At 45.3% G+C, this 21237-nt stretch carries 19 protein-coding genes and 1 other annotated feature; of the genes, 3 read left to right on the plus strand and 16 right to left on the minus strand.

The window, feature by feature from the left end; all coding sequences use genetic code 11:
* Positions 1–119 precede the first annotated feature (119 nt).
* From B5D77_RS15795 to B5D77_RS15835, 9 genes are all read right to left on the minus strand, one after another.
* Positions 120–1112 (minus strand): 30S ribosomal protein S1, encoded by a 993-nt coding sequence (locus B5D77_RS15795; protein ID WP_002781113.1) that lies wholly within the window; start codon positions 1110–1112, stop codon positions 120–122.
* A gap of 232 nt (positions 1113–1344) precedes the next feature.
* Positions 1345–1860, minus strand: coding sequence for a transcriptional regulator NrdR (nrdR, locus tag B5D77_RS15800; protein WP_008206401.1), 516 nt, complete (start codon positions 1858–1860; stop codon positions 1345–1347).
* Between the two features lie 126 nt (positions 1861–1986).
* Positions 1987–2082 (minus strand): photosystem II reaction center protein T, encoded by a 96-nt coding sequence (locus B5D77_RS15805; protein ID WP_012267019.1) that lies wholly within the window; start codon positions 2080–2082, stop codon positions 1987–1989.
* Between the two features lie 104 nt (positions 2083–2186).
* Positions 2187–2579, minus strand: a complete 393-nt coding sequence (gene rplL, locus B5D77_RS15810) for a 50S ribosomal protein L7/L12 (protein ID WP_008206399.1) — start codon at positions 2577–2579, stop codon at positions 2187–2189.
* Between the two features lie 43 nt (positions 2580–2622).
* On the minus strand, positions 2623–3171 hold the full coding sequence (gene rplJ, locus B5D77_RS15815) for a 50S ribosomal protein L10 (RefSeq protein WP_008206397.1): 549 nt from the start codon (positions 3169–3171) through the stop codon (positions 2623–2625).
* A 36-nt stretch (positions 3172–3207) separates the two neighbouring features.
* Positions 3208–3389, minus strand: a sequence feature (ribosomal protein L10 leader region).
* A 288-nt stretch (positions 3390–3677) separates the two neighbouring features.
* Entirely contained in the window at positions 3678–4349 is a 672-nt protein-coding gene (locus B5D77_RS15820; RefSeq protein ID WP_106910012.1) for a DUF4276 family protein, read from the minus strand.
* Between the two features lie 4 nt (positions 4350–4353).
* Positions 4354–5643 carry an AAA family ATPase gene (locus B5D77_RS15825; RefSeq protein ID WP_008206395.1) on the minus strand — a complete coding sequence of 430 codons (1290 nt, stop codon included), beginning with the start codon at positions 5641–5643 and terminating at the stop codon, positions 4354–4356.
* Positions 5644–5717: 74 nt separating this feature from the next.
* Positions 5718–9359 carry a cobaltochelatase subunit CobN gene (gene cobN / locus B5D77_RS15830; RefSeq protein WP_106909174.1) on the minus strand — a complete coding sequence of 1214 codons (3642 nt, stop codon included), beginning with the start codon at positions 9357–9359 and terminating at the stop codon, positions 5718–5720.
* Positions 9360–9660: 301 nt separating this feature from the next.
* The gene (locus B5D77_RS15835; protein ID WP_159036970.1) at positions 9661–9885 is read right to left on the minus strand and encodes a hypothetical protein; all 225 of its coding nucleotides are present in this window, start codon (positions 9883–9885) and stop codon (positions 9661–9663) included.
* On the opposite strand from B5D77_RS15835, the gene B5D77_RS15840 reads away from it, so the two are divergent.
* Positions 9843–12044: an ATP-binding protein gene (locus tag B5D77_RS15840; protein ID WP_106909175.1), complete on the plus strand. Its 2202-nt coding sequence runs from the start codon at positions 9843–9845 to the stop codon at positions 12042–12044. The two genes, B5D77_RS15835 and B5D77_RS15840, sit on opposite strands and share 43 nt — an antisense overlap.
* 598 nt (positions 12045–12642) lie before the next feature.
* On the opposite strand, the gene B5D77_RS15845 is transcribed toward B5D77_RS15840, so the two are convergent.
* The 3 genes from B5D77_RS15845 to B5D77_RS15855 form a co-directional block, all read right to left on the minus strand.
* Positions 12643–12759: a photosystem I reaction center subunit VIII gene (locus B5D77_RS15845; protein ID WP_004162778.1), complete on the minus strand. Its 117-nt coding sequence runs from the start codon at positions 12757–12759 to the stop codon at positions 12643–12645.
* Between the two features lie 56 nt (positions 12760–12815).
* Positions 12816–13298, minus strand: coding sequence for a photosystem I reaction center protein subunit XI (locus B5D77_RS15850; RefSeq protein WP_002737469.1), 483 nt, complete (start codon positions 13296–13298; stop codon positions 12816–12818).
* Positions 13299–13627: 329 nt separating this feature from the next.
* A complete protein-coding gene (locus tag B5D77_RS15855) occupies positions 13628–14038 on the minus strand; it encodes a universal stress protein (RefSeq protein WP_008206387.1) in 411 nt (136 codons plus the stop codon).
* A 163-nt stretch (positions 14039–14201) separates the two neighbouring features.
* On the opposite strand from B5D77_RS15855, the gene pgk reads away from it, so the two are divergent.
* Complete coding sequence (gene pgk / locus B5D77_RS15860; protein ID WP_008206385.1) at positions 14202–15410, plus strand: phosphoglycerate kinase; 1209 nt, start codon at positions 14202–14204, stop codon at positions 15408–15410.
* A gap of 193 nt (positions 15411–15603) precedes the next feature.
* On the opposite strand, the gene B5D77_RS15865 is transcribed toward pgk, so the two are convergent.
* Both B5D77_RS15865 and opcA read right to left on the minus strand, forming a co-directional pair.
* Positions 15604–16188, minus strand: a complete 585-nt coding sequence (locus B5D77_RS15865) for a Uma2 family endonuclease (RefSeq protein ID WP_008206384.1) — start codon at positions 16186–16188, stop codon at positions 15604–15606.
* A 259-nt stretch (positions 16189–16447) separates the two neighbouring features.
* The gene (gene opcA / locus B5D77_RS15870) at positions 16448–17803 is read right to left on the minus strand and encodes a glucose-6-phosphate dehydrogenase assembly protein OpcA (protein WP_106909176.1); all 1356 of its coding nucleotides are present in this window, start codon (positions 17801–17803) and stop codon (positions 16448–16450) included.
* Here opcA and B5D77_RS26285 point away from each other — a divergent pair.
* Entirely contained in the window at positions 17802–17954 is a 153-nt protein-coding gene (locus B5D77_RS26285; RefSeq protein ID WP_172969740.1) for a hypothetical protein, read from the plus strand. The two genes, opcA and B5D77_RS26285, sit on opposite strands and share 2 nt — an antisense overlap.
* A gap of 108 nt (positions 17955–18062) precedes the next feature.
* Here the strand turns inward: B5D77_RS26285 and zwf are convergent, their stop codons facing one another.
* Complete coding sequence (zwf, locus tag B5D77_RS15875; protein ID WP_008206375.1) at positions 18063–19592, minus strand: glucose-6-phosphate dehydrogenase; 1530 nt, start codon at positions 19590–19592, stop codon at positions 18063–18065.
* Positions 19593–19969: 377 nt separating this feature from the next.
* A complete protein-coding gene (locus B5D77_RS15880; protein WP_106909177.1) occupies positions 19970–21160 on the minus strand; it encodes a DUF3747 domain-containing protein in 1191 nt (396 codons plus the stop codon).
* Positions 21161–21237 lie beyond the last annotated feature (77 nt).

Raw genomic sequence — 21237 nt, forward strand, 5'->3', positions numbered from 1 at the left:
GCAGACGTTTCAGCGATCAGTGATCAGTGAAAAGACAGTAGGAAACTTCTATTTAATACTGTACACTTAAAACTCAAATCTGATAACTGATAACTGACGACTGATAACTGATAACTGACCTATTCCTCGGTGGCAGCGAGAACTAAATCTTCCTCCTCCAAGGCGGGGGGAACTTCAATTTCTGCCACTACTTCCGAAACAGTCCGTCCTTCCGCTTCCGCTAGACGTTTTTCTCGGTATTTAATCGCCATTTCTTCGGCTTTTTCAAACACTAACGGGCGATTTTTGAGCATATCTCCCGGTTCTGGTTCTAATTGTTTAGTCGAGAGGGAAATGCGACCTCTTTCGGCATCGAGATCGATAATCATCACTTTTAACTCATCATTGACATTGAAAACCGTGTGGGGGGTGTCAATGTGATCGTGAGAGATTTCGGAAATATGCAGTAAACCACTGACTCCACCGATATCGATGAAAGCACCGTAGGGCTTAATTCCGCGCACGGAACCGATTACCACCTGTCCCACGGCTAAACCGTTCATCTTCCGTTCCACTAAAGCGCGACGATGACTTAAAACCAGACGGTTGCGATCCTCATCCACTTCTAAAAACTTTAAGGGCAATTCCTGACCGACTAAATCCTCTTTCGCCTCTCTGGTGCTAATGTGAGAACCGGGGATAAAGCCGCGGAGACCTTCAATCCTGACTAATGCCCCACCACGGTTAGTGGCGAAAACATTCGAGCGCACGGTAGCATCTTCTTTTTGCAATTGACGCACCCGTTCCCAAGCGCGCATATATTCAATGCGACGGATCGATAGGGTTAGCTGTCCATCTTCATTCTCGTCGGTAAGAATGAAAAATTCCCTGGTTTCGTTGGGTTGTAAAACTTCTTCAGGATTATCGACGCGGTTGATCGACATTTCCTGCACGGGGATAAAAGCGGCGGTTTTAGCACCGATATCGATGAGCGCTCCCCGGGGTTCCATGCTGAAAACAGTCCCGGCGACAACATCTCCCGGACTGAAATGATAATCGTATTTGTCTAGAAGGGCGGCAAAATCTTCATGGGTAAAGCCTATGTTTTTGTTTGCGGTTTTTTGGGTGGTCATGTACGTTGTTTGGGCCTCGGAATTTCCGTAGGTTTTTCCTCCTATGTGATGTACAGTTTCTAAATAAAGGAGATGCCTCCCCATTTAGTTTCTAGGCAGGGCCTAGGGGATGAACTGCCGCATCCAGCTTTCTTGCTGGCAATCTGCCTCAAGAATGACTTTTAAGAATCTAACCAGAGCTTGGGCTTTAAACAGCACAAGGGATCCTAATTATAACTGAATCGGGAACTATTTAAGACGAGGTGATCACGCTGGCTTCTTCCACTGGAGACCAAGAAGGATGAGCGCGTTCGATTTCGGAGGATTGCAGCAGCGCTAAAGCGGCGATAAAGTCTCTAATTCCCTGAAAATTGCCGTAAACCGAAGCAAAGCGCACATAGGCAACTTCCGATTCTTGCCGGAGGTATTCTAGGGCTAATTGACCGATCTCCTGACTGGTTACTTCCCGTTTTGAGTCTTGCTGCAGACGGGATTCGATATCATTGACGATCGCCTCTAATCTTGAGGGGGGAATGCCAGTTTTTTCACAGGCCCGGACGATACCGCGCAGCAGTTTGCAGCGATCAAAAGATTCCCGTTTACCATCTTTTTTAATCACTGTGATCGCCACGAATTCGATGCGCTCGTAGGTAGTGAAGCGATGTTTACATTGTAAGCATTCACGACGACGACGAATGCTCTGACCGTTTTCCGAGGAACGAGACTCTAAAACGCGACTATCGGTATGCTGACAATTAGGGCATTGCATAGGAGGCGCTCGGTGAGGGGAACCTTTAATTTAAGCCTTTAAATACGAAAACCAGAGCCGCTAACCTGCTTTTGACAAGCGGGCGGCTCGGGAAAAAAATTATTAACCTAAACGGAGTTAAGAAATTTACTTTTGAATCCGGGGAGGTTCCCGGAAGGCGATGGCGAAGAAAATTACCGACAAAGCCATAGTTAAAACTAAAATGTAAGCGACGCTTTCCATGGTTGGACATCCTACAAGACTGCTATAACAATCCTATAGTATCAGGAAACGAGCTTTTCGGCTCGTCTGGGGATCTAGATTACATCCCCAGAATCAGTGGCGATCTATTTAACGCTAACTTTTGCGCCGGCATCTTCCAGTTTTTTCTTGATGGCGGCGGCATCATCTTTGTTGGTGCCTTCTTTAACCGCTTTGGGAGCGGCTTCTACTAGGTCTTTCGCTTCTTTGAGTCCTAAACCGGTCAATTCGCGCACTACCTTGAGGATAGCAATTTTCTTGTCGGCGGGAACTTCTTCGAGAACAACGTTAAATTCGGTTTGTTCTTCCACAGCTTCAGCGGCGGCCGCGGGAGCAGCCCCGGGGGCAGCCATAATTATGCCACCGGCCGGAGCAGCGGCGCTAACTCCGAAGGTTTCTTCGATGCCTTTGACTAATTCCGCAGCTTCTAAGAGGGTCAGGGTTTTCAGTTTTTCTAAGATTTCAGCTACAGCAGACATGGGTTAGACTCCTAATTGTTTTAAGTGAGCGATTGGCGCGGTCTTAAGCCGCTTCTTTTTCTTCTTGACGGGCCACGGCATCGACGGCACGGGCCAAAGATGCGGGAACTTCGTTGATGCTGCGGGCCAGTTTGGTGGCAATGGCGTTGATTGCCCCGGCGACCTGAGCGATTAACTGTTCTTTTGACGGTAAGTCAGCGATCGCCTTGAGCTGCTCTTCTGTCAACAGTTGACCTTTTGTCCCTTCTTTGAGGACACCGCCGCGCAATTCGGTTTTTTTGCTTTCTTTTTTGAACTCTTGATAGGCCTTGAAAGCTCCACCAATATCTTCTTTTACCAGCAGAAAGGCGGATGTTCCCGATAAAAGGCTTTTCATCGGTTCCCAGCCACTATCTTCAGCAATTGCCAATCCCATCAAAGTGTTTTTGGTGACTTTACAAATCGTTCCTGTGGGGCGCAATTTGCGGCGTAGATTGCTGATTTCAGCGACGGTTAAACCTTGATAGTCGATGACCATCGTTAATTGAGCTTCGCTAAGGGAGGTTTTTAATTCTTCTAGAATTACTCCCTTGCTTTCTCTGCTTCTCCCCATCCCTTGTTCACCTCCTGTACGCGGGGGACTGGTTCCAGAGGCGCAAAAATAACCCCTTGTAGCGCCGGGGTTGAGTGGAGAGAATTCAGTTCAGGCACGACCAAGACAGAAAATATCTCTCTCTTTAGTCTTTTTGGCCGCTGTTTTCTCGCTTTGACCTCGGCAGGGTATTTAAGCTGTTTCGCCCCTGCTGTCTTTGGCTTAAGCCAGTTCCTTATTATAACATTATTGCGCTTTTTATGTCAAGCCTTGATAAGGAACGAACAGGCGATCGCAGATAAAAACCGGTTGAGGTTGAGGTTTTCTCTGGCCCTAAGTCGTCCCAGAGACTAAGCTGAAACAAACCCGATCCCTAGGCTTGTTTACAGTACGCCCCAATGTCTCTAGATTTTTTGCTCCGTTATTTTTGGAGAAATATCTAAATGACATTTTGGGCGCACGCGGTGCGCCCCTACCATTGTCGCCATAATATTATTTATTGTAGGGGCGAATTGCATTCGCCCTCTTTATCTTGATTCTTCCTGACTGAGATGACGTAGTTTATCTCGAAAATAGCCAAAGCTGGGCGATCGATTAATATCCACACTCATCTGAGGAGAAATATTTTCTGCCCAGACTGTTTTCTCTTGACCCACAGAAGCTCCACCTAACTTAGATAATTGTTTCGCTCCACCTTTATATACAGCATCTGCCAGTTTTTCCCAAGTACCACAGATACTATCATTAATATAGGAATCCAAGACAGCACTTTTGGCCTGGGGATAAGCAATTTTTATGGCATTAATATCACCTAAATACCAAGCTTCTCCCTCTTCAATAGCAATACAGAAGTAAATTTGGGATTGGATAGCAGATTTTTCCAGACAATTGCTTAATTCTTGTCGAAATTCTCGAAAACATCGATTATCCAGATCGCCAACCACAATCAGCACAGCAGCATAATTATCAGGGTAACTAGAAAAAGTTTTATCATATCCTTGAATCAGTTTAGGTAGTCGCTCAAGAAGAATCCGTTTGCTAGGATCGGAAACAGACTGTAAGTCTCTGGGAATATGACCACTGCCTTTATAGGAATGAACCCTAAATGTATGACCTGCATTCATGTCAATAATCTTAGGAATTAGAATATCAAGTGCTTTTTTTCCCGACAAATCCTCGACCAAAATTTCAAAGTGCATGACCTTATCTCTCATCTAAGTAATCACTATACCAAAGACTACCAAGGGTCAATCCTTCTGAGACGAGATTCTTGATTAAGGGATTGTCACTGGCCCGTTTAATCCGAGAAAAACCATCATCACCCTTTTCCAGAATCCAAACTTCTTCTGGCTGGAGAGCATCAACAAAATAAGGTTGATGAGTGGTGATAAAAATTTGAGAACGTCCTCTCTGTCCTGTGGCGTGTTTTCTAAATTCTTGAGCCAAGGTTTCTAATAGTTTATGGTATAAGCCGTTTTCTGGCTCTTCAATACAGATAAATGGCGGTGGAGAAGGGTCTTCTAACAGTAAGAGATAGGCGAATACTTTTAAAGTACCATCGGACATTTGCTGTACATAAAATGGGTCTTGGAATCCCCGATCATTAAATTTTAATAATAGTCGATTATCGGGACTTTTTTCGGTGCTAATTTTTTCTATACCCGGTATCTTACGAGAAATACTATTAAGTATATTCTGAAATTTCTTGGAATGCTCTCTTTCCATAAACTGCACCACATTACCGAGATTATCTCCATGGATATTCAAATGTTTCTGTGGTCCGGCTAGGGGCAAACTTCTGGCCGCATCGGGAGTAAAATAGCTGAGATACCATCCCTCAATAAATCTCCGAAATAGGGAAATTCTCGAATGCTGTTTGAGAGAACCTAAAGTAGCAATTCCTAGTTTGCGCTTATCATTCAGTTCCACTAACTCGGTTTCCTTGCTTTCCTCATCAGCTTCTTGTTGAATTTTTTCTATTAACTTAAGTAAATCAAAATGGTCTTGACCTTCTTCTACTTGTTTTCCTTCTTCTTCTCCTTTCCAGACGATTCCTTTCCCCTCATCGAGGAGTAAAAATGAAAAAGGCCATCCGGTCTTTTGACCTTTTCTTCTCTGTCTGAGTCTTTCTTTTTTTACATAAGGTCTATTATCCGTATCTAGATCAATAGCTAATTCATAGGTAATTGGTCGGGAATTGTAATCTTCTTTGTAATAAATCTGAAATTCAATGCTTCCTTCCTGACCCTGGGAACGAAGACGCTCAAACCCGCCCCGACCTCGCGCATCACAAGCTTCTTCTACTCCTCCTTTAAGACAATCAGATAAAAAACCGAAGGCATCAAAAAGTGTGCTTTTTCCCACACCATTTTTGCCGATAACGGCCGTCATCGGTGTCAGAGAATCTCGATTTTGAGTATTCCATAACTTGCCCAGGGTTATATCCTTGAGCGCTCGATAATTTTTAATCCTCAATCCCTCAATTCCGGCCATTATTTAGTCCCGTTTCTCATTACTAAAGTAATTTGAGCAATTTCTTGATAGATTGATTCTAGACCAGTTATCAATTACTGACCCGATTCGATCGCTCCTTCGGCCTCATGGACAATTGCCCTCAATCGATCTAAAGTTTTCTGGTCCACCTGGGTCCATAATCCCCGTTGTTGAGCTTCTAATAATCTTTCGGCCATATCTCGCAATGCCCAGGGGTTTTTCTCCTGAATAAATTGTTGTACCTTGTCGTCAAATAAATAAGCTTCGGCTACTCCCTGATAGATAAAATCCTCCACCAGATGAGTAGTGGCAGAGTAGGCAAAAATATAATCTACGGTCGCAGCCATCTCGAAAGCGCCTTTATAGCCGTGTCGCATCACTCCCGCTATCCATTTGGGATTAACCACTCGCGAGCGGTAAACGCGGCGAATTTCTTCCTCTAGGCTTCTGATGCGGGGATTTTCCGGACGGGAATGATCACCAAAATAGGTGACGGGATTTTTGCCGGTTAAAGCCCGGACACTGGCAGTTAAGCCGCCTTGAAACTGATAGTAGTCATCGGAGTCGAAAATATCGTGTTCCCGATTGTCCTGATTGTGCAGCACTATCTCTAATTCTTGCAGTCTATTTCTCAATACTTCCGGTAAAGAATGGGCAGTTCCTTGGCTATCATAGGCATAACAACTCCAGTTAATATAAGCATTAGCTAAGTCTTGATCATTTTGCCAGTTTTGTGACTCGATTAACCCCTGTAAACCGGCCCCGTAAGCACCAGGTTTGCAGCCAAAGATTCTGGCAGTAGCTCTCAGTTTCGCCTCTTTTTCTCCTAAGCCCTGACTTAGCCAAAACTCCCTCTCTGTCTTCACTTTCGCCGCTAAAGGATTAATTTTTTCCTCTTCCTCTTGACAAGCTACCGCATTTATGCAAGAATTAAGAAGATGTAGTATGCTGGGGAAACTGTCCCTAAAAAAGCCCGATACCCGAACAGTCACATCAATACGAGGACGGCCTAAGCTAGACGGGGTAAGGATTTCAAACCCGACCACCCGACGGAAAAAACCATCCCAAAGGGGACGAATTCCCAGTAAAGCCATGGCTTCGGCCACATCTTCGCCACTATTTCTCATCGTCGAAGTTCCCCAGATAGAAATCGCCAAAGTGCGGGGATATTCGCCATTTTCTTGGGTATAACGTTCAATTAGTGCCTCTGCAGCCTTTCTTCCCACTTCCCACGCGGTTTCTGTGGGGATTGCGCGGGTATCGACAGAATAGAAATTTCTGCCGGTGGGGAGAACATCGGGACGGCCGCGGGTAGGAGCGCCAGAAGCACCACTGGGGACGTATTCGCCAGCGAGACCTTTTAAGAGATAGATAAGTTCATCGGGGGTTTGTTTTAAAGCAGGAATTAACTGATTTTCTAGCCAAACCAATTCTTTTGCCGTATTTTCGCCTACAGGTTCAATTTTCCGGCTAATTAAATCCTGAGCGAGACCTTCCAGATAAGTAGTAGTATCGTTATATTCCGTCAGGGGGTCGCAGTCGAGATGGAGGTCAAGGGCGATCGAACGGGTTAAACCGGGGCGGTCGGGACTGGGAGAACGGGCAATCGATTGAATTAAATCAATTAACTGCTGACCCTGGGGACATTGACCGAAGATGTGTAAACCGTCGCGGATTTGTGCTTCCTTGAGTTCACAGAGATAACCATCCACGAGGGTGAGAAATTGACTAAAGGAGGCGCTGGTCGCAACGCGCTCGCTACGCGAGATCGTGCCTAGCTCTCGATCGAGATTAGTTTTCGCCACCAGATCGTTAATCCGCTCGCGAATCAGAGCTAAACGAGAAGGATCAAGAGATTCTGCCTGATAATATTCATCGATGAGGGACTCTAACTTTTCCCAATCCCCATACAATTCCGCTCGCGTCATTGGGGGGGTGAGATGGTCGATGATAACAGCTTGGGAACGTCTTTTAGCGCTGGACCCTTCTCCGGGGTCATTGACAATAAAAGGATAAAAATTCGGCAGCGACGAGAAAGCAATTTCGGGATAACAATGGGGAGAAAGAGCGAGACTTTTCCCCGGTAGCCATTCTAAATTGCCGTGTTTACCGAGATTAATCACAGCAGTGACTTGGAATTCCTGTCGTAACCAATGGTAAAAAGCGAGATAGCTGTGGGTAGGTTCCAGGTCGGGGGAATGATAATTAAGAGTCGGGTCAAGGTCATAACCGCGAGAAGGTTGAATACCGATAAAGACATTACCTAACTGGATGCCGGGGATAGGAAAATCCCCATCCGGATGTCCCCAACGGTCAAGCAGAGCGCTTTGATTATCGGGGGGAAGGGAGGAGAAATAATCTAGATATGCTTCTAGGGAGAGAGATTGATAGATAGGTTTTAATTCCCTTGTCTCCAGGTCATTAGTGATACCGGAAATCAGCAATCGCATTAATTCATCGCTATGGTCGGGGAGGTCGGTGAGGGTATAACCTTGGGTTTGTAATGCGCGAAGAATTTCCAAACCACTAGCGGGAGTATCTAAACCGACTCCGTTAGCGATACGACCATCCTTATTGGGATAGTTGGGGAAAATGAGAGCAATTTTTTTCTGGGAGTTGGGAAGGGAGGAGAGTTGACAATAGTTTGCGGTTAAATCAGCGACAAAATCAACCCGGTGGGGGAGGGGTTGATAGATAACTATTTCCGTTTCTAGTTTCGGATGTCGGGTGAGGACAGATTTAAAGGAAATAGCACGGGTGATAATTTTGCCATCCATTTCCGGTAAAGCGATATTCATAGCCACATCCCGGGGGGAAAGACCTTGATAACCCTGTTGATAAGCTTCTAAACTGCTGCTGCTGAGGATAACTTGGAAGATGGGTTTATTGAGGGACTGCCAGAAGTGATGATTTTGTTTGTCTTCCGGTCGCTGGATAGAGAAGCTAGTGGTGTCGAGAATTAGGTCTGGGGGATGGTGGGAAAAGAGGGTTAATAGTTCCTCTTGCACTTCGATTTCCCGGAGAGAGGAGAGAAAGATGGGGACAGTTTCAATGTTTCTTTGGGTGAAAGCACTGATTAAAGCATCGATAGCTTTGGTATTACCCGCGAGATAATGGGAACGATAGAAAAGTATCCAAGTCCGTGCTTGGGGTTGGGATAGGGTTGTCTGGGAATAGATTCCCAACCTAGGGACAACCCCAGGAGGAGAGGGAAGATAGTCGAGATGGAGACAGGTATGCGCGATAAATTTAGCAGCATTAATCCAGTTATCTATCCCTGCTTCCGTGAAATAGCACCATAACTGGTTAACAGTAGTCAGGGAAGCAGTGGAATGACTCATCAACTCTAAATCCGGTTTATCCTCTCCCGGGAGGACAAATAAAGTCGCACCAGTTTCCTCGACAATTTCCTTAACTACTTCCAACCCGTAGGACCAACTCCCCCGTCCCCCCAATAAGCGAAGAATAATCACCCTTGCTTGGGATAGTACCTTGTCCCCATAGTTATCGATACTGTATTGCTGTTGTAACTGGGATAAATTGAGGGCGCGAATTGCGGGAAAATTATCCGGTAGATGGTCGATAGCTGCCGCTAGAGTTTGAATATCGGTATCAGCCATGGTGAGGAGAACAATCGGGGCCGGATTTTGGTCAATAACAATCACCCCTTCGGTATCTGCTGTCCAACCACCCGCTTGGGGAGCGATTCGGTGCATAAGTTTTGAGAGTCAGGTTAAATAATGATTAGGTTTCGGGAATCGGGGTCTCGATCGAGGGATCATTGTTGGGTAGATAGAGATGATTATATCTGTCTGCGGCAATTTAAAGAACAGGGAATAGGTGTTAGGGGATAGGGATTAAGAAAAATCTTCACTAAAACCCCAACACCCTAAAACCCCAACACCTTACTGATGACTGGGGTGTAGCGAAGTGGGGAAGTGGGGGAATTTCAACTAAAACCCTAAAACCCTAAAACCCTAAAACCCTAAAACCCTAAAACCCCAACACCCCACCACCCTATCTCCTGCCTCCTGCCTCCTGCCTCCTGCCTCCTGCCTCCTGCCTCCTGCCTTCTGATAACTGATAACTGATAACTGATAACTGATAACTGATAACTGATAACTGGTAACTGATAACTGATAACTGATAACTGATAACTGATAACTGATGACTGATAACTGATAACTGATAACTGATAAATGAATGCTTCTCCCGCTTATGTTTGCTGTCAAGTGTTATCATCTACTCACCTCGAACAAATTCGTTCTTGGTGGGGACAGTTGACGCTACAGGTGACAGTGCCGAGGATTAGTCTCAGTGAAAGAGAGCTGCCCCTAAAGACGGGGGAAATCTATCAACTCTTGCTTTCCACCGACCTACAAGCTTTATTGTTAGCCAGTCCCCAAGAGCATGGTTTTGAGTACGAAGTCCGCATTAGTTTTGAAGCGAACACGATTAAAAATTTTCTGCAAGGACTGGCCGCCAAGTCTCTCCACCACCCGAAAATTGAGCAGGGTTATCAAATTTTAAATCTGCCTCTGTCCAATAATGTCAGCAGTTTTCAAAATAAAATTTTAGTCAAAATTCTCTCGATAATTTCTTCTCCGGCTGCTGAGGTGGGTTGTCCCCGCATCTTCTCCGTTTGTCAACCGGTAGAAGCTGCCCTATCCCAACAAATCGAACAGGAAAGATTATTAAACCAAGTCATCACCCAAATGCGTCAGAGTCTGGAGTTACCGGTGATTCTGGAAACCGTGGTCAGGGAAGCGCGGGAATTTTTGCAAGTGGACCGATTGTTAATTTATCAATTTTTCCCCGGTATCGGTGAGGGAAAGGGAAAAATAACTTCCGAGTCGCGCATTTCCGACCAGATAAATTCCGTGTTAAATTTAACCCCCGAAGACGATTGTTTTTCCTATATTCCCCAATACAAGGAAAAGTATCGTCAAGGATTAATTCTGGCCGTGGATGATGTGGATGTTAACTATTCTTCTTCCTTCTGTTTGTCCGAATTTTTGCGACAACACCAAGTGCGATCAAAATTAATCGCCCCGATTGTGGTACAAGAAGAATTGTGGGGTTTATTAATTGCCCATCAATGTGGAGAAAAACGCCGATGGTTGCCGCAAGAAAAGAAATTTTTAGGTCAGATTGGAGAACATCTCGCTATCGCTATCTACCAAGCGCAATTATATTCTCAAGTACAGGAACAAAAAGATATTTTTGAGCGCCGGGTAATAGAAAGAACCCAAGAATTACAAGATACTTTAATGGCCGCAGAAGCCGCTAACCTCTGCAAAAGTGAATTTTTAAATAATATGAGTCATGAGTTATTAACTCCCCTAACTTGTATTATCGGTTTGTCCAGTACCCTGCAAAAATGCTCAGCAGCCAATAATTTTTTACCCCCCGACAAACAAAAAAACTATCTAAAAGTTATTCATAATAACGGCAATAAACTATTAGAATTAATCAATGACTTGCTTAATTTCTCGCAAGTTTCGGCAGGAAAAGCCGTTTTAGATATTAAACAATTTTCGCTAAAATACCTCTGTAATCACGTTTTAGACATTATTAAAATGGAGGCAGAAACTAAAGAAATTAACCTGATTTTAGAGATGAAAATCACCGAAAAAGAGCATTATTTTTACGCCGATTATGATCGAGTTCAGCAGATACTTTTGTACTTGTTAAAAAATGCCCTGAAATTTACCCCCGAACAGGGTGCTGTCACCCTGAGACTGTGGAAAGAAGGCAGCCAGGTCATTTTTCAAGTAGAGGACACGGGCATCGGCATTCCTGCTCAAAAAATACCGCTTCTGTTTGAAAAATTTACCCAATTGGATGGCTCCCGCAAACGTCGTTATGGTGGTATGGGATTAGGATTGGCTTTAACTAAACAATTAGTGGAACTGCATCGCGGCACGATCGAGGTAGAATCTTGCTTAGATAAAGGTTCCATCTTTACCGTCCGTTTACCTCAACAAAAGCCACCTAAATCCCAACCCCAACCCTCGGATCATAATCCCCATTTTAATCACCACCATCCCACGATAGTTTTGATTGAAAGTGACGAAGAAATTGCCAATCTTATTTGTGAGTTATTGATGGTGGCACATTATCAAGTTATTTGGTTAATTGATAGTGTCTCCGCTATCAAAAAAATTGAGATCGTGCAGCCAAGTATTATAATTGTTGATCGAAAAATGCCCGATATATATCATCTCTGTCATCTCTTAAAAAAATCCAGCCAAACTCAAGCCAGTAAAGTGCTAATCTTGAATGATACCCCCGAAATCAGCGTTAATTTCCTCGGTCGTCATGGCATTGACGACTATCTCCTCAAACCCATTCAACCCTCCCTCTTGTTGGAAAAAATCCGCTATCTAACCGCTTTATAAGTAGGGTTTGCGGCAAAAAGTTTTTCGTGGGTGTGGGGTGTGGGGTGTGGGGTGTGGGGAGAAACAATTCATAACTTGAGAGTTAATCACACTATTAAAAAGGGATTTGGTATCATTTTTGTAAATCTACTAATTTGGGATTTTTCAGGGGAAACTTTCTCCTAAAATTGGGCGTTACTTTCGGTTTTATCACTCAATCCAAGCTTTTGGGGGGTAGAACCCCCCAAACCCCCCGCGCATTAGGTTAACTGTGAGATGCTTACACGCGATTGTTCATATTTTTGTACTAATTTAAGAGTCACTGATAATTCTAAATCCGGTTATTAAAGACTGATTATTTATCCCCCCTTTTGCCTTTTGCATGAGTGCCTTTTGCCTATCTTCATAAGTAGCCTATACTCAACGGATTTAGTATAATTGCTGATTGTCGGTATTTCTGCAAATGTGGGATGCACCCTGGCCCCAGGGTGTGGGGTGTAGGGTTTTACCCATTTTCATCTGGTCAATTTTTTCCTTTTTCCTCAGAAAATAGAGCTTGAAAACTAACTATTAAATAGCTAATTTTCAAGCTCTTAATTGTAGGAATCCTAGAGCTAAATTAGGATTCACTCTCGATATAGATAAATAACAACCCCATAACCACGGCTGGCATTAACCAACAGACGATCGGGATTAAAATCCAAGGCAGATAAGAAGCTGCGTAGTCACCAGTCATGTCAAACGCTCCTAGTAAAAAAATAAGGAAATGATAACAGGGAAAACAAGGGTTAATTATTGATTAAAAACCCCGCGCATGATGCCATCAACGACACCAAGATTTTCTAGGAGGAAATAGGCCACAAAAGCACCACCCATACCACCAATAAAGAAACCAGCGGCGAATTGACTCCAACCCTCGGAGGATTGCAGAGGATCACCACTAGCGGCCTTACCTTGGAAAGAGACAAGACCATAACTAGCTAAACAACCCGTAGCCAAGAGAACCATGGCCAAAGCGGGGATTAAGCCGCCGAGATTAGCGTATTCCGAGTCTCTCAGGGGACCCAGGACAACCCAGGGACCACCGAGGAAATAACCGTGGGCCATACCCACTTCTAGACCGCGCAGAATCGGAGCTAGACCGGGACGATAGGCAGGTAAGTTACCAATAAAAGCTTTGGTAAAACCAGAAGCGGAAATGGGGGTAGCTAGATGACCAATGAACGGATCATCATTGTAGGGTGTCACCACCTGTTTGTATCCAGTTTCAGCCATTGTGTTTGAGTTCTCCTTTTTCCGATCAACAGGAAAATTGATCATAAAACTTTAAGATTACACTTTAGGCCTAAGAATTACTTCAAGCAACCCCATCGATCGAGTTTTCAAGGGTTGACGGCTGAAACTCTCACAATTCGTTACATTTCTCTCAGAAGACAGGAGTGGGGAGTGGGAATTATGAATTATGAATTATGAATTAGGGAGTGGGGAGTGGGGGAGATGGGGAGCTTTGTTTCAGTGTTGCCAAAGGCACGGCGTAGCCGTCCAGTAAACAGTGAACTGACAACTCACATCTGATAACTGCTCACTGATCACTGATCACTGATTTAAGGGATAATCAACACCGGACAGGGGGCAAGGTTAATAACTTTGGTGGTGACGCTTTCGGACACGCCTTCGCTGGTTAATCCTAAACCGCGACAACCCATAACGATCAGGTCGGCATTAACTTCATCGGCCACATCACAGATGACAAAAGAAGGCATTCCCTCCCTTTCAATCATTTCCGCCTTGATGCCAGCTTGGGCGAAAACGGCCTGCGCCGATTGTAACAATCGATCCACCGCTTCGATCGAACTCATCTTATCGTCGGGGGCAATTTCTCCGGTGGCTGTCGTTTCCACCACCGACAATAGGACCAAACGACTGTCAAAGATTTTGACTAATTCGATCACACTACTGGTCGCGTCACGACTTTCGCGGCTGTGGTCAATGGGAAATAAAATCGTCTCAAACATAATTAGCAAGTCTCTCCAATCAAATTTTTCTGGGCAAATCAGTCTTGGAACTGCAAAACTGATCCCCAAATCTGAAATAATCTTTGTCAAAGTAATTGCCGCAAGTAGCGATACCCTGATTTAATCTTTATTGTACGGTAAGCAATCTAGGAGGTTATGGGCTGTGCCAAAAAAAACAGTAGCGAATTTGACAGAAGCCGATTTAGCGGGCAAACGGGTCTTAGTCCGGGTCGATTTTAACGTTCCCATGGACAAAGCCACCGGGGCAATCAGCGATGATACCCGCATTCGGGCAGCACTACCAACGATTGAGGATTTAATCAAAAAAGGGGCTAAGGTTATTTTATGCAGCCACATGGGTCGTCCCGACGGTCAAGTTAAAGAAAATTTGCGTCTGACTCCTGTGGCTAAACGTCTCTCGGAATTACTGGGCCAAGAAGTAGTCATGTGTCCCGATTGTATTGGTGAGGGAGTTACGGCAGCGATTAGCCAAATGTCTAACGGTCAAGTGGCCCTTTTAGAAAATCTGCGTTTCCACGGTGAAGAGGAGGCAAATGATCCCGATTTTGCCAAAAAATTAGCCGCTAATGCCGATTTATACGTTAATGATGCTTTTGGTACCGCCCACCGCGCCCACGCTTCTACGGAAGGCGTTACCCACTATCTCAGCCCCTCGGTGGCGGGTTATTTGATTGAAAAAGAGTTAAACTACCTACAAGCAGCTATTGAAACTCCCCAACGTCCCCTAGCGGCGATTATCGGCGGTTCTAAGGTTTCTAGTAAAATTGGCGTGATTGAAACTTTATTGGAAAAGTGCGATAAACTGCTCATCGGTGGCGGTATGATCTTTACTTTCTACAAGGCCCGCGGTTTGAATGTGGGGGGGTCTTTGGTGGAAGAAGACAAACTGGAATTAGCTAAATCCCTAGAGGCAAAAGCTAAAGAAAAAGGGGTGGAATTCCTCCTTCCTACCGATGTGGTCTTAGCGGATAAATTCGATAAAGATGCCAAGTCCCAAATCGTCAAGGTCGAAAATATTCCCGATGGTTGGATGGGATTGGATATCGGTCCGGATTCGGTGAAAGTTTTCCAAAAAGCTTTATCTAGCTGTAAATCTGTCCTCTGGAATGGCCCCATGGGGGTGTTCGAGTTCGATAAATTTGCGGCGGGTACAGATGCGATCGCTCACACTTTAGCCGATTTAACTGCTACAGGTACAACTACCATTATCGGTGGTGGTGACTCGGTAGCGGCGGTGGAAAAAGTGGGAGTGGCGGAAAAAATGAGCCATATTTCCACCGGTGGTGGCGCTAGTTTGGAATTACTCGAAGGGAAGGTTTTACCCGGTATTGCCGCTCTCGATGAGGCCTAATTATCTCTAATATCTCAGGTTTAAACAAGGTGGGTCCTGGCCCGCCTTTTTTTATGAATTATGAATTATGAATTATGAATTATAAATTATTAACTATAATACCAAATCTGGTTATTAAAGACTGATTATCTATAGCCTCTATTACCTATTGCCTGTCCTGATATGTAGCCTATACTCAACGGATTTAGTATCATTAGGATACTTCAATCGCAGTAAAATCCACTCGCTGATATAAATCTGTCAGGGATATTTGAAAATCTAGAGAAAACAAAGTTAAAATCGCTTCTTGAGCGTGATAATCCCGAAATGCCCAATGATCGCCTCTTTTATGAAACTGTTCTATATAATAACCATATTGATCGATTAAAATATATTCTTCAAAACTATCAAGAGAGCGATAAAACTTAAACTTATCACCCCGATTATAGTCTTGAGTAGATTTTGATAAAACCTCGATAATCACCTGTGGATTGGTAATCGTATCGGTGCGTCCTCTTTCGAGAATTGGTTCCCCCTTAACGATCATAATATCGGGATAGGTGTACATATTATAGGCGGGTATGGCCAAGCGTAGATCGTTGATAAATATATCATAGGCTTGATTCTGGATAGTTAAGGGAAATTTTCTACAGAAATTCAAGGCAATGCGATTATGGTTAGGAGTTCCCCCAGTCATAATAATAATTTCTCCATCTCGATACTCGTGTCTGTCGGTGGCAGTTTCCTCTAGTTGAAAGTATTCTGCGACTGTGTAGCGTTTCTCAGTGGTTGCGACCATATTGCCCCCTTGAAAGCAAAGCTCTGTCTTTATGATAACCTGTTTTCTGAAAAGGTAAGTAGCTGGTTATAATTAAATTAAAAATGGATTTTAGGTTAGATCCCCCCTGCCCTACTTGATAAGGGGGGTGTCTGATGATTTTTAACGCCTACCTACTTACAATTATCGGTTTTAATTAAGTGCTGACTGCCGTATAAATATTGAGAGACCTTGTTAACAAGGTCTCTTGAAAGTTGGCGGGATTATTGTTGCTAATTTCCTAATCCGGTTGGGATAATTTGAGGATAGCGCTAGTGACTTTCATGCTTTCTTGATAAAGCACGTCCTGGCCCCAACGCTGTAACTGTTTACCTAGCAGAGTTTCTGTTTTTTGGTCTTCCAGATGGGACACTTGTTCAACGCGGCAAGATTGGGCCCCTCCCGAAGCTTCCATCCGCATACAGCCGGTAGTTCCCGAACAAATTACCGTACAACAATCGGCCTGAAGATTAGTAGAACTGAGTTTAATACTAATCAGATCCCCTTGTATCTCACCCCAATCGGCCACGGGAACACCGGCTAATTCTGCCTCAATTAAACGCTGGTCTTGACCGAGGAAGCTAATCCGATGAATAGCGTAATCTCCCGACCGGTGACTATATCCCACCGGTCGCCATTGTAACCGGCTGGCCATCCAACCGAGGAACATAAAAGCTTGGCAAGGATTGCCCTTTTCGTAATCAATAGTGATGCGATCGACTTCCAGAATAGCATCCCGGCGCTCCGGGGGATCGAAAGCCTCGGCGGTTAGTTCTTGCCAAGGAGCGAGACGACTCCAGTTCAGGTCAGCTAATGGTACATCTGTTGCTAATAAATCTCCCACTTGCAGCAGTTCCGTTTCCGGTTCCCGAAAAGTGCTGGAATCGACGATAATCGTATCACATTGACTGGCCAGACGTTTAAATAGTCCATATTCGCCATCGGGACTGGCTTTCCACCAGAGAAATTTGGGCAAACTGGGAATAGTTAACTCGGAAATAATGCCGCCAATTCGTTCCAAGGCTTCCGCTGTACCGCTTAAAGTGACGTATTCACAGCAAACTAAAGTGTTCTGACTACGTTTGTTAACGGGACAATAGGCAGAAACGGAGGCTTTTACCCCTTCATCGGCCTCGGCGGTGGGACAGAGGGTAATAATGCGACAGGGATTGGAGGCAGCGATCGCATCTGCCACTCCAATCGCATCTAAATCGGCGGCGTATTGACGATGATTAGCCCCATCCTCGGCGTTTTTTTCCGCTTCCCAGGCCGCCCTTAACCTGGCGACAAATTCATCGCTAGAAAGCCCAGTTACTTCTAGTTCTAGGTCTTTCTGGGCGACTTTGATGGCGGCGTGGGTCCGCGGACCGGCAATACCATCAATCGGGCCGGTGTAATAGCCGAGAAGGGTTAACAATTCCTGTACCGCGTCGGGTTCATAGACAATAAAGCTAAAGGTGGTGGCCCGGGTGGCGGCCATACCATCCTCATTATTATTATAGGATTGCCAGATATCGCGCAGTTCCTGCTCGATCACATCGATGGAAACATCTTTCGGTGCTTGCAGGGAGACAATGGGGGGGCTTTGGGTGGTCATGTCAGTTATCAGTTATCAGTTATCAGTTATCAGTTATCAGTTATCAGTTATCAGTTATCAGTTATCAGCTTCTGAAGGCAAGAGGCAACAGGCAAGAGGCAAAAGACAGAATCTGACAATTCTCCTACCTAAAAAGAAGGTTAGAAACTAAGCTCATCAAAGCTTTTAGCTTAACCAATTAGGTCTTAGATTCGTCCCTTGTTATCAGATGTGAGTTTTTAGTTTACTGTTTACTGATTACTGATTACTGTTCACTGTATTAGAGTCGTCGCCAACGACGGCCATCGCGGTTAAGGAGAAATTCCGCTTCTGTGGGTTCCCAGGTACCCGCTTCGTATTGGGGTACGGAGGCGGGATCGGCGGGAGCGTCCCAAGCGGCGAGAGCGGGAGTAACGATGCGCCATGCTTCTTCTACCTCATCAGAACGGGTAAATAGGGTTTGATCTCCTAGCATAGCGTCTAAAAGTAGGCGATTATAGGCATCGGCACTGGTGACACCGAAGGAGGAACCATAACTAAAGTCCATTTCTACCGTGCGCGTGCGTAATTCCGACCCCGGCATTTTCGCCTCAAAACGGAGGGCAATACCTTCGTTAGGCTGAATCCGCATACTCAGTACATTTGCATTAGTTTGTTGGGCTGCCGATTGGAAGATTAATAACGGTACATGGCGGAATTGGATGGCAATCTCGGAAACTTTTTTGGGCAGACGTTTACCAGTACGCAGATAGAAAGGGACACCCTGCCAACGCCAGTTATCGACGATTAATTTCATGGCCACGTAGGTGGGAGTGGTCGATTCCGGATTAACCCCCGGTTCTTCCCGATAGCCCGGAATGGGTTTTCCTTTCATCCAACCGGCTTTATACTGGCCGCGGATGGCGGATTTTTCCAGGTTATTAATATCGGCCAGGTGAGTCGCTTGTAGGACTTTGACTTTTTCGCCGCGGACACTATCAGCGTTAATAGCGTTGGGTGCTTCCATGGCCGTCAAGCAGAATAACTGCATCAGGTGATTTTGCACCATATCGCGCAAAGCTCCCGATTTTTCGTAATATCCGGCCCGCTCCTCCACTCCCACGGTTTCGGCCACGGTAATCTGGACGTGATCGATAAATTGACGATTCCAGAGGGGTTCAAAGATAGCGTTAGCAAATCGGAACACCAGCAAGTTTTGGACGGTTTCCTTGCCTAAATAGTGGTCAATGCGATAAACTTGGTTCTCCTGACAAACCTCTTGTACGACTCGATTGAGAACTTGGGCAGAACTGAGGTCTTTGCCAAAGGGTTTTTCGATCACTAAGCGGTGTTTAATCGGGTCTTTCAGCATTCCGGCCGCGCCGAGGTTTTTAAGACCGGGGGGAAAGAAATTAGGAGAGACGGCTAGATAAAAGACTCGATTGCCGCGAGTTCCCCGGATTCCGTCTAGTTCTTCCAGAAAGACTTTCATTTTGGCGTAACTTTCTGGGTCGTCCATGTTGCCGGGGAAATAGTACAACCCTTGGGCGAAGTCTTGCCAATATTCCTCACTACCAATCCCGTCGGAAAATTCTTCGATGCCTTGGCGCATCTGTTGGCGAAAATAATCATGACTCCACTCTCGGCGCGCTGTACCGACGATGGTTAATTCGGCCGGCAGTCGTCTTTCCCGTTTCAGTTGATAGAGGGCAGGAACCAGTTTTCTTTGGGTTAAGTCTCCCGATGCCCCAAAAATGACTAAGATTAAGGGTTCTGGGGTTCTTTCTTGTCGCAATCCCACTCGGAGAGGATTTTCGAGCAGCTTTACCATAGGATTTTGTCTAGCCGAGGTGCATTATTTCCTAGTCTAGCGGGAATACTCGACGGCATACCTAAAGTAAAAATTAACAACCACAATCAGTAATCAGTAATCAGTGATCAGTAATCAGTAATCATACTAAATCTGGTTACAGCGTTTCTCAGATAGATGAGGTTCGTTCTTGCGTCTAAAATACTTAATGAGCAAGGATTACTCTGTGCTTCACCTTTACGAGAAAGGCTGTATTAAAGACTGAAAGTTCCGGGACTGGGAGTCAGCGGGGGGAAAATTGGGGGACTTTTGCCCTGAAAATTAGGTAATTGACCCCCTAAAAATGGCTGAAACCCCACACCCTACCCCTAGGAAAAACTTTTTGCCGCAAACCCTACTTATTTTTTGGCGGTTTTAACACAATCGAGGGTACGGACGATGGCGGCTGCTGCGTAGTTACGACGGGCAGGATCGTTTGGTACAAAAGCACTACCCTGTTCGTTCAAGGGAGAGGCCACACCGCAAAATCCCGACATCTGGGTAATTAAACTGGCGGCCCAATGACCGGAAGTATCGGAAAAATTGACGGGGGTTTTAGTTTGGGCTAAATCGGGGGCTTGTTTCTGCTGAGTTTTCAGGTAGGTGGCGGCCTGTTTGAGAATCGCCATCAATTCGGCCCGGGTGATGGGGTCGCCAGGACGGAATTCGCCGTTAGCTTTGCCGGCAACAATACCATTAGCCCGGGCCCATTGGATTTTTTTTGCACTCCAGCGCGTCGCTTCTACGTCGTTAAAACTGCCGCTGCCGGGGGGAATCTCTTCTAGGTTAATTTTGGTGACAGTTCCCATCCCCTCAATAATCATCGAGATGAATTGTTCTCTGGTAACGGGATTTTCGGGGCGGAAGCTGTTATCTTCTTTAAAACCAGCCACTACCCCAAGTGCGATCGCTTTTTCGATCTCAGTTTTATAGATATCGCCGCTAATATCCCGAAAACTGGCCCCAGAACTGGGGGGGGGAGTGGTTTCGCTGATGGGCGGTCTCCCGGCGGCTGCGAGAACTTCCGCTTCTTTGCCGCTAAAGTAGAAGTGGCCTAAACTTTTGCCTTGGAAAGTACGACGGCTAAATCTCCAACCCGGTTCGAGGATAATTTTCATAAATCCCGTTTGCATTCCTCGGGTTCTTCCCACCACTAATTCCGGTCTGCGAGCATCCCGGGGAGTTCCCACTAAGTATAATTCGCCATTGCGTTCCACAATACGCAGGATGTAATCTAGCCCAAAATCCCGGCCATCGAGACGGATAGAATAACCATTACTATCGGTGGCGCGGCGACAAATGCCGGTAAAGTCAAAGTTGAGGAGCAGCGGGTCGATCATGACGGGATTTGAGCCGTTTTCGCTCCAACACTTCTGTTTTCCCTGGATTTGTTCCAATACTAGCAGGTCAAATTTATTACCTCCGTAGGGACGAGCGATCGCTACTATCTGGCTCTGCTCGATCTCCTGTTCGTCAAAGTTGGCCGCTGGTGTGGCAGTTATGCCCAAGGTCATTAGGGCGGTTAGGGCGATCGATAATCTGGCTTTCATGATCTTTATCTATAAGACGATTTTTGCAGTAAAAATAGACGTGCTAGTCCCAATATTCTAAGACTGAATACTTCTGG

This window comes from Microcystis sp. MC19, assembly GCF_003019735.1.
GTDB lineage: Bacteria > Cyanobacteriota > Cyanobacteriia > Cyanobacteriales > Microcystaceae > Microcystis.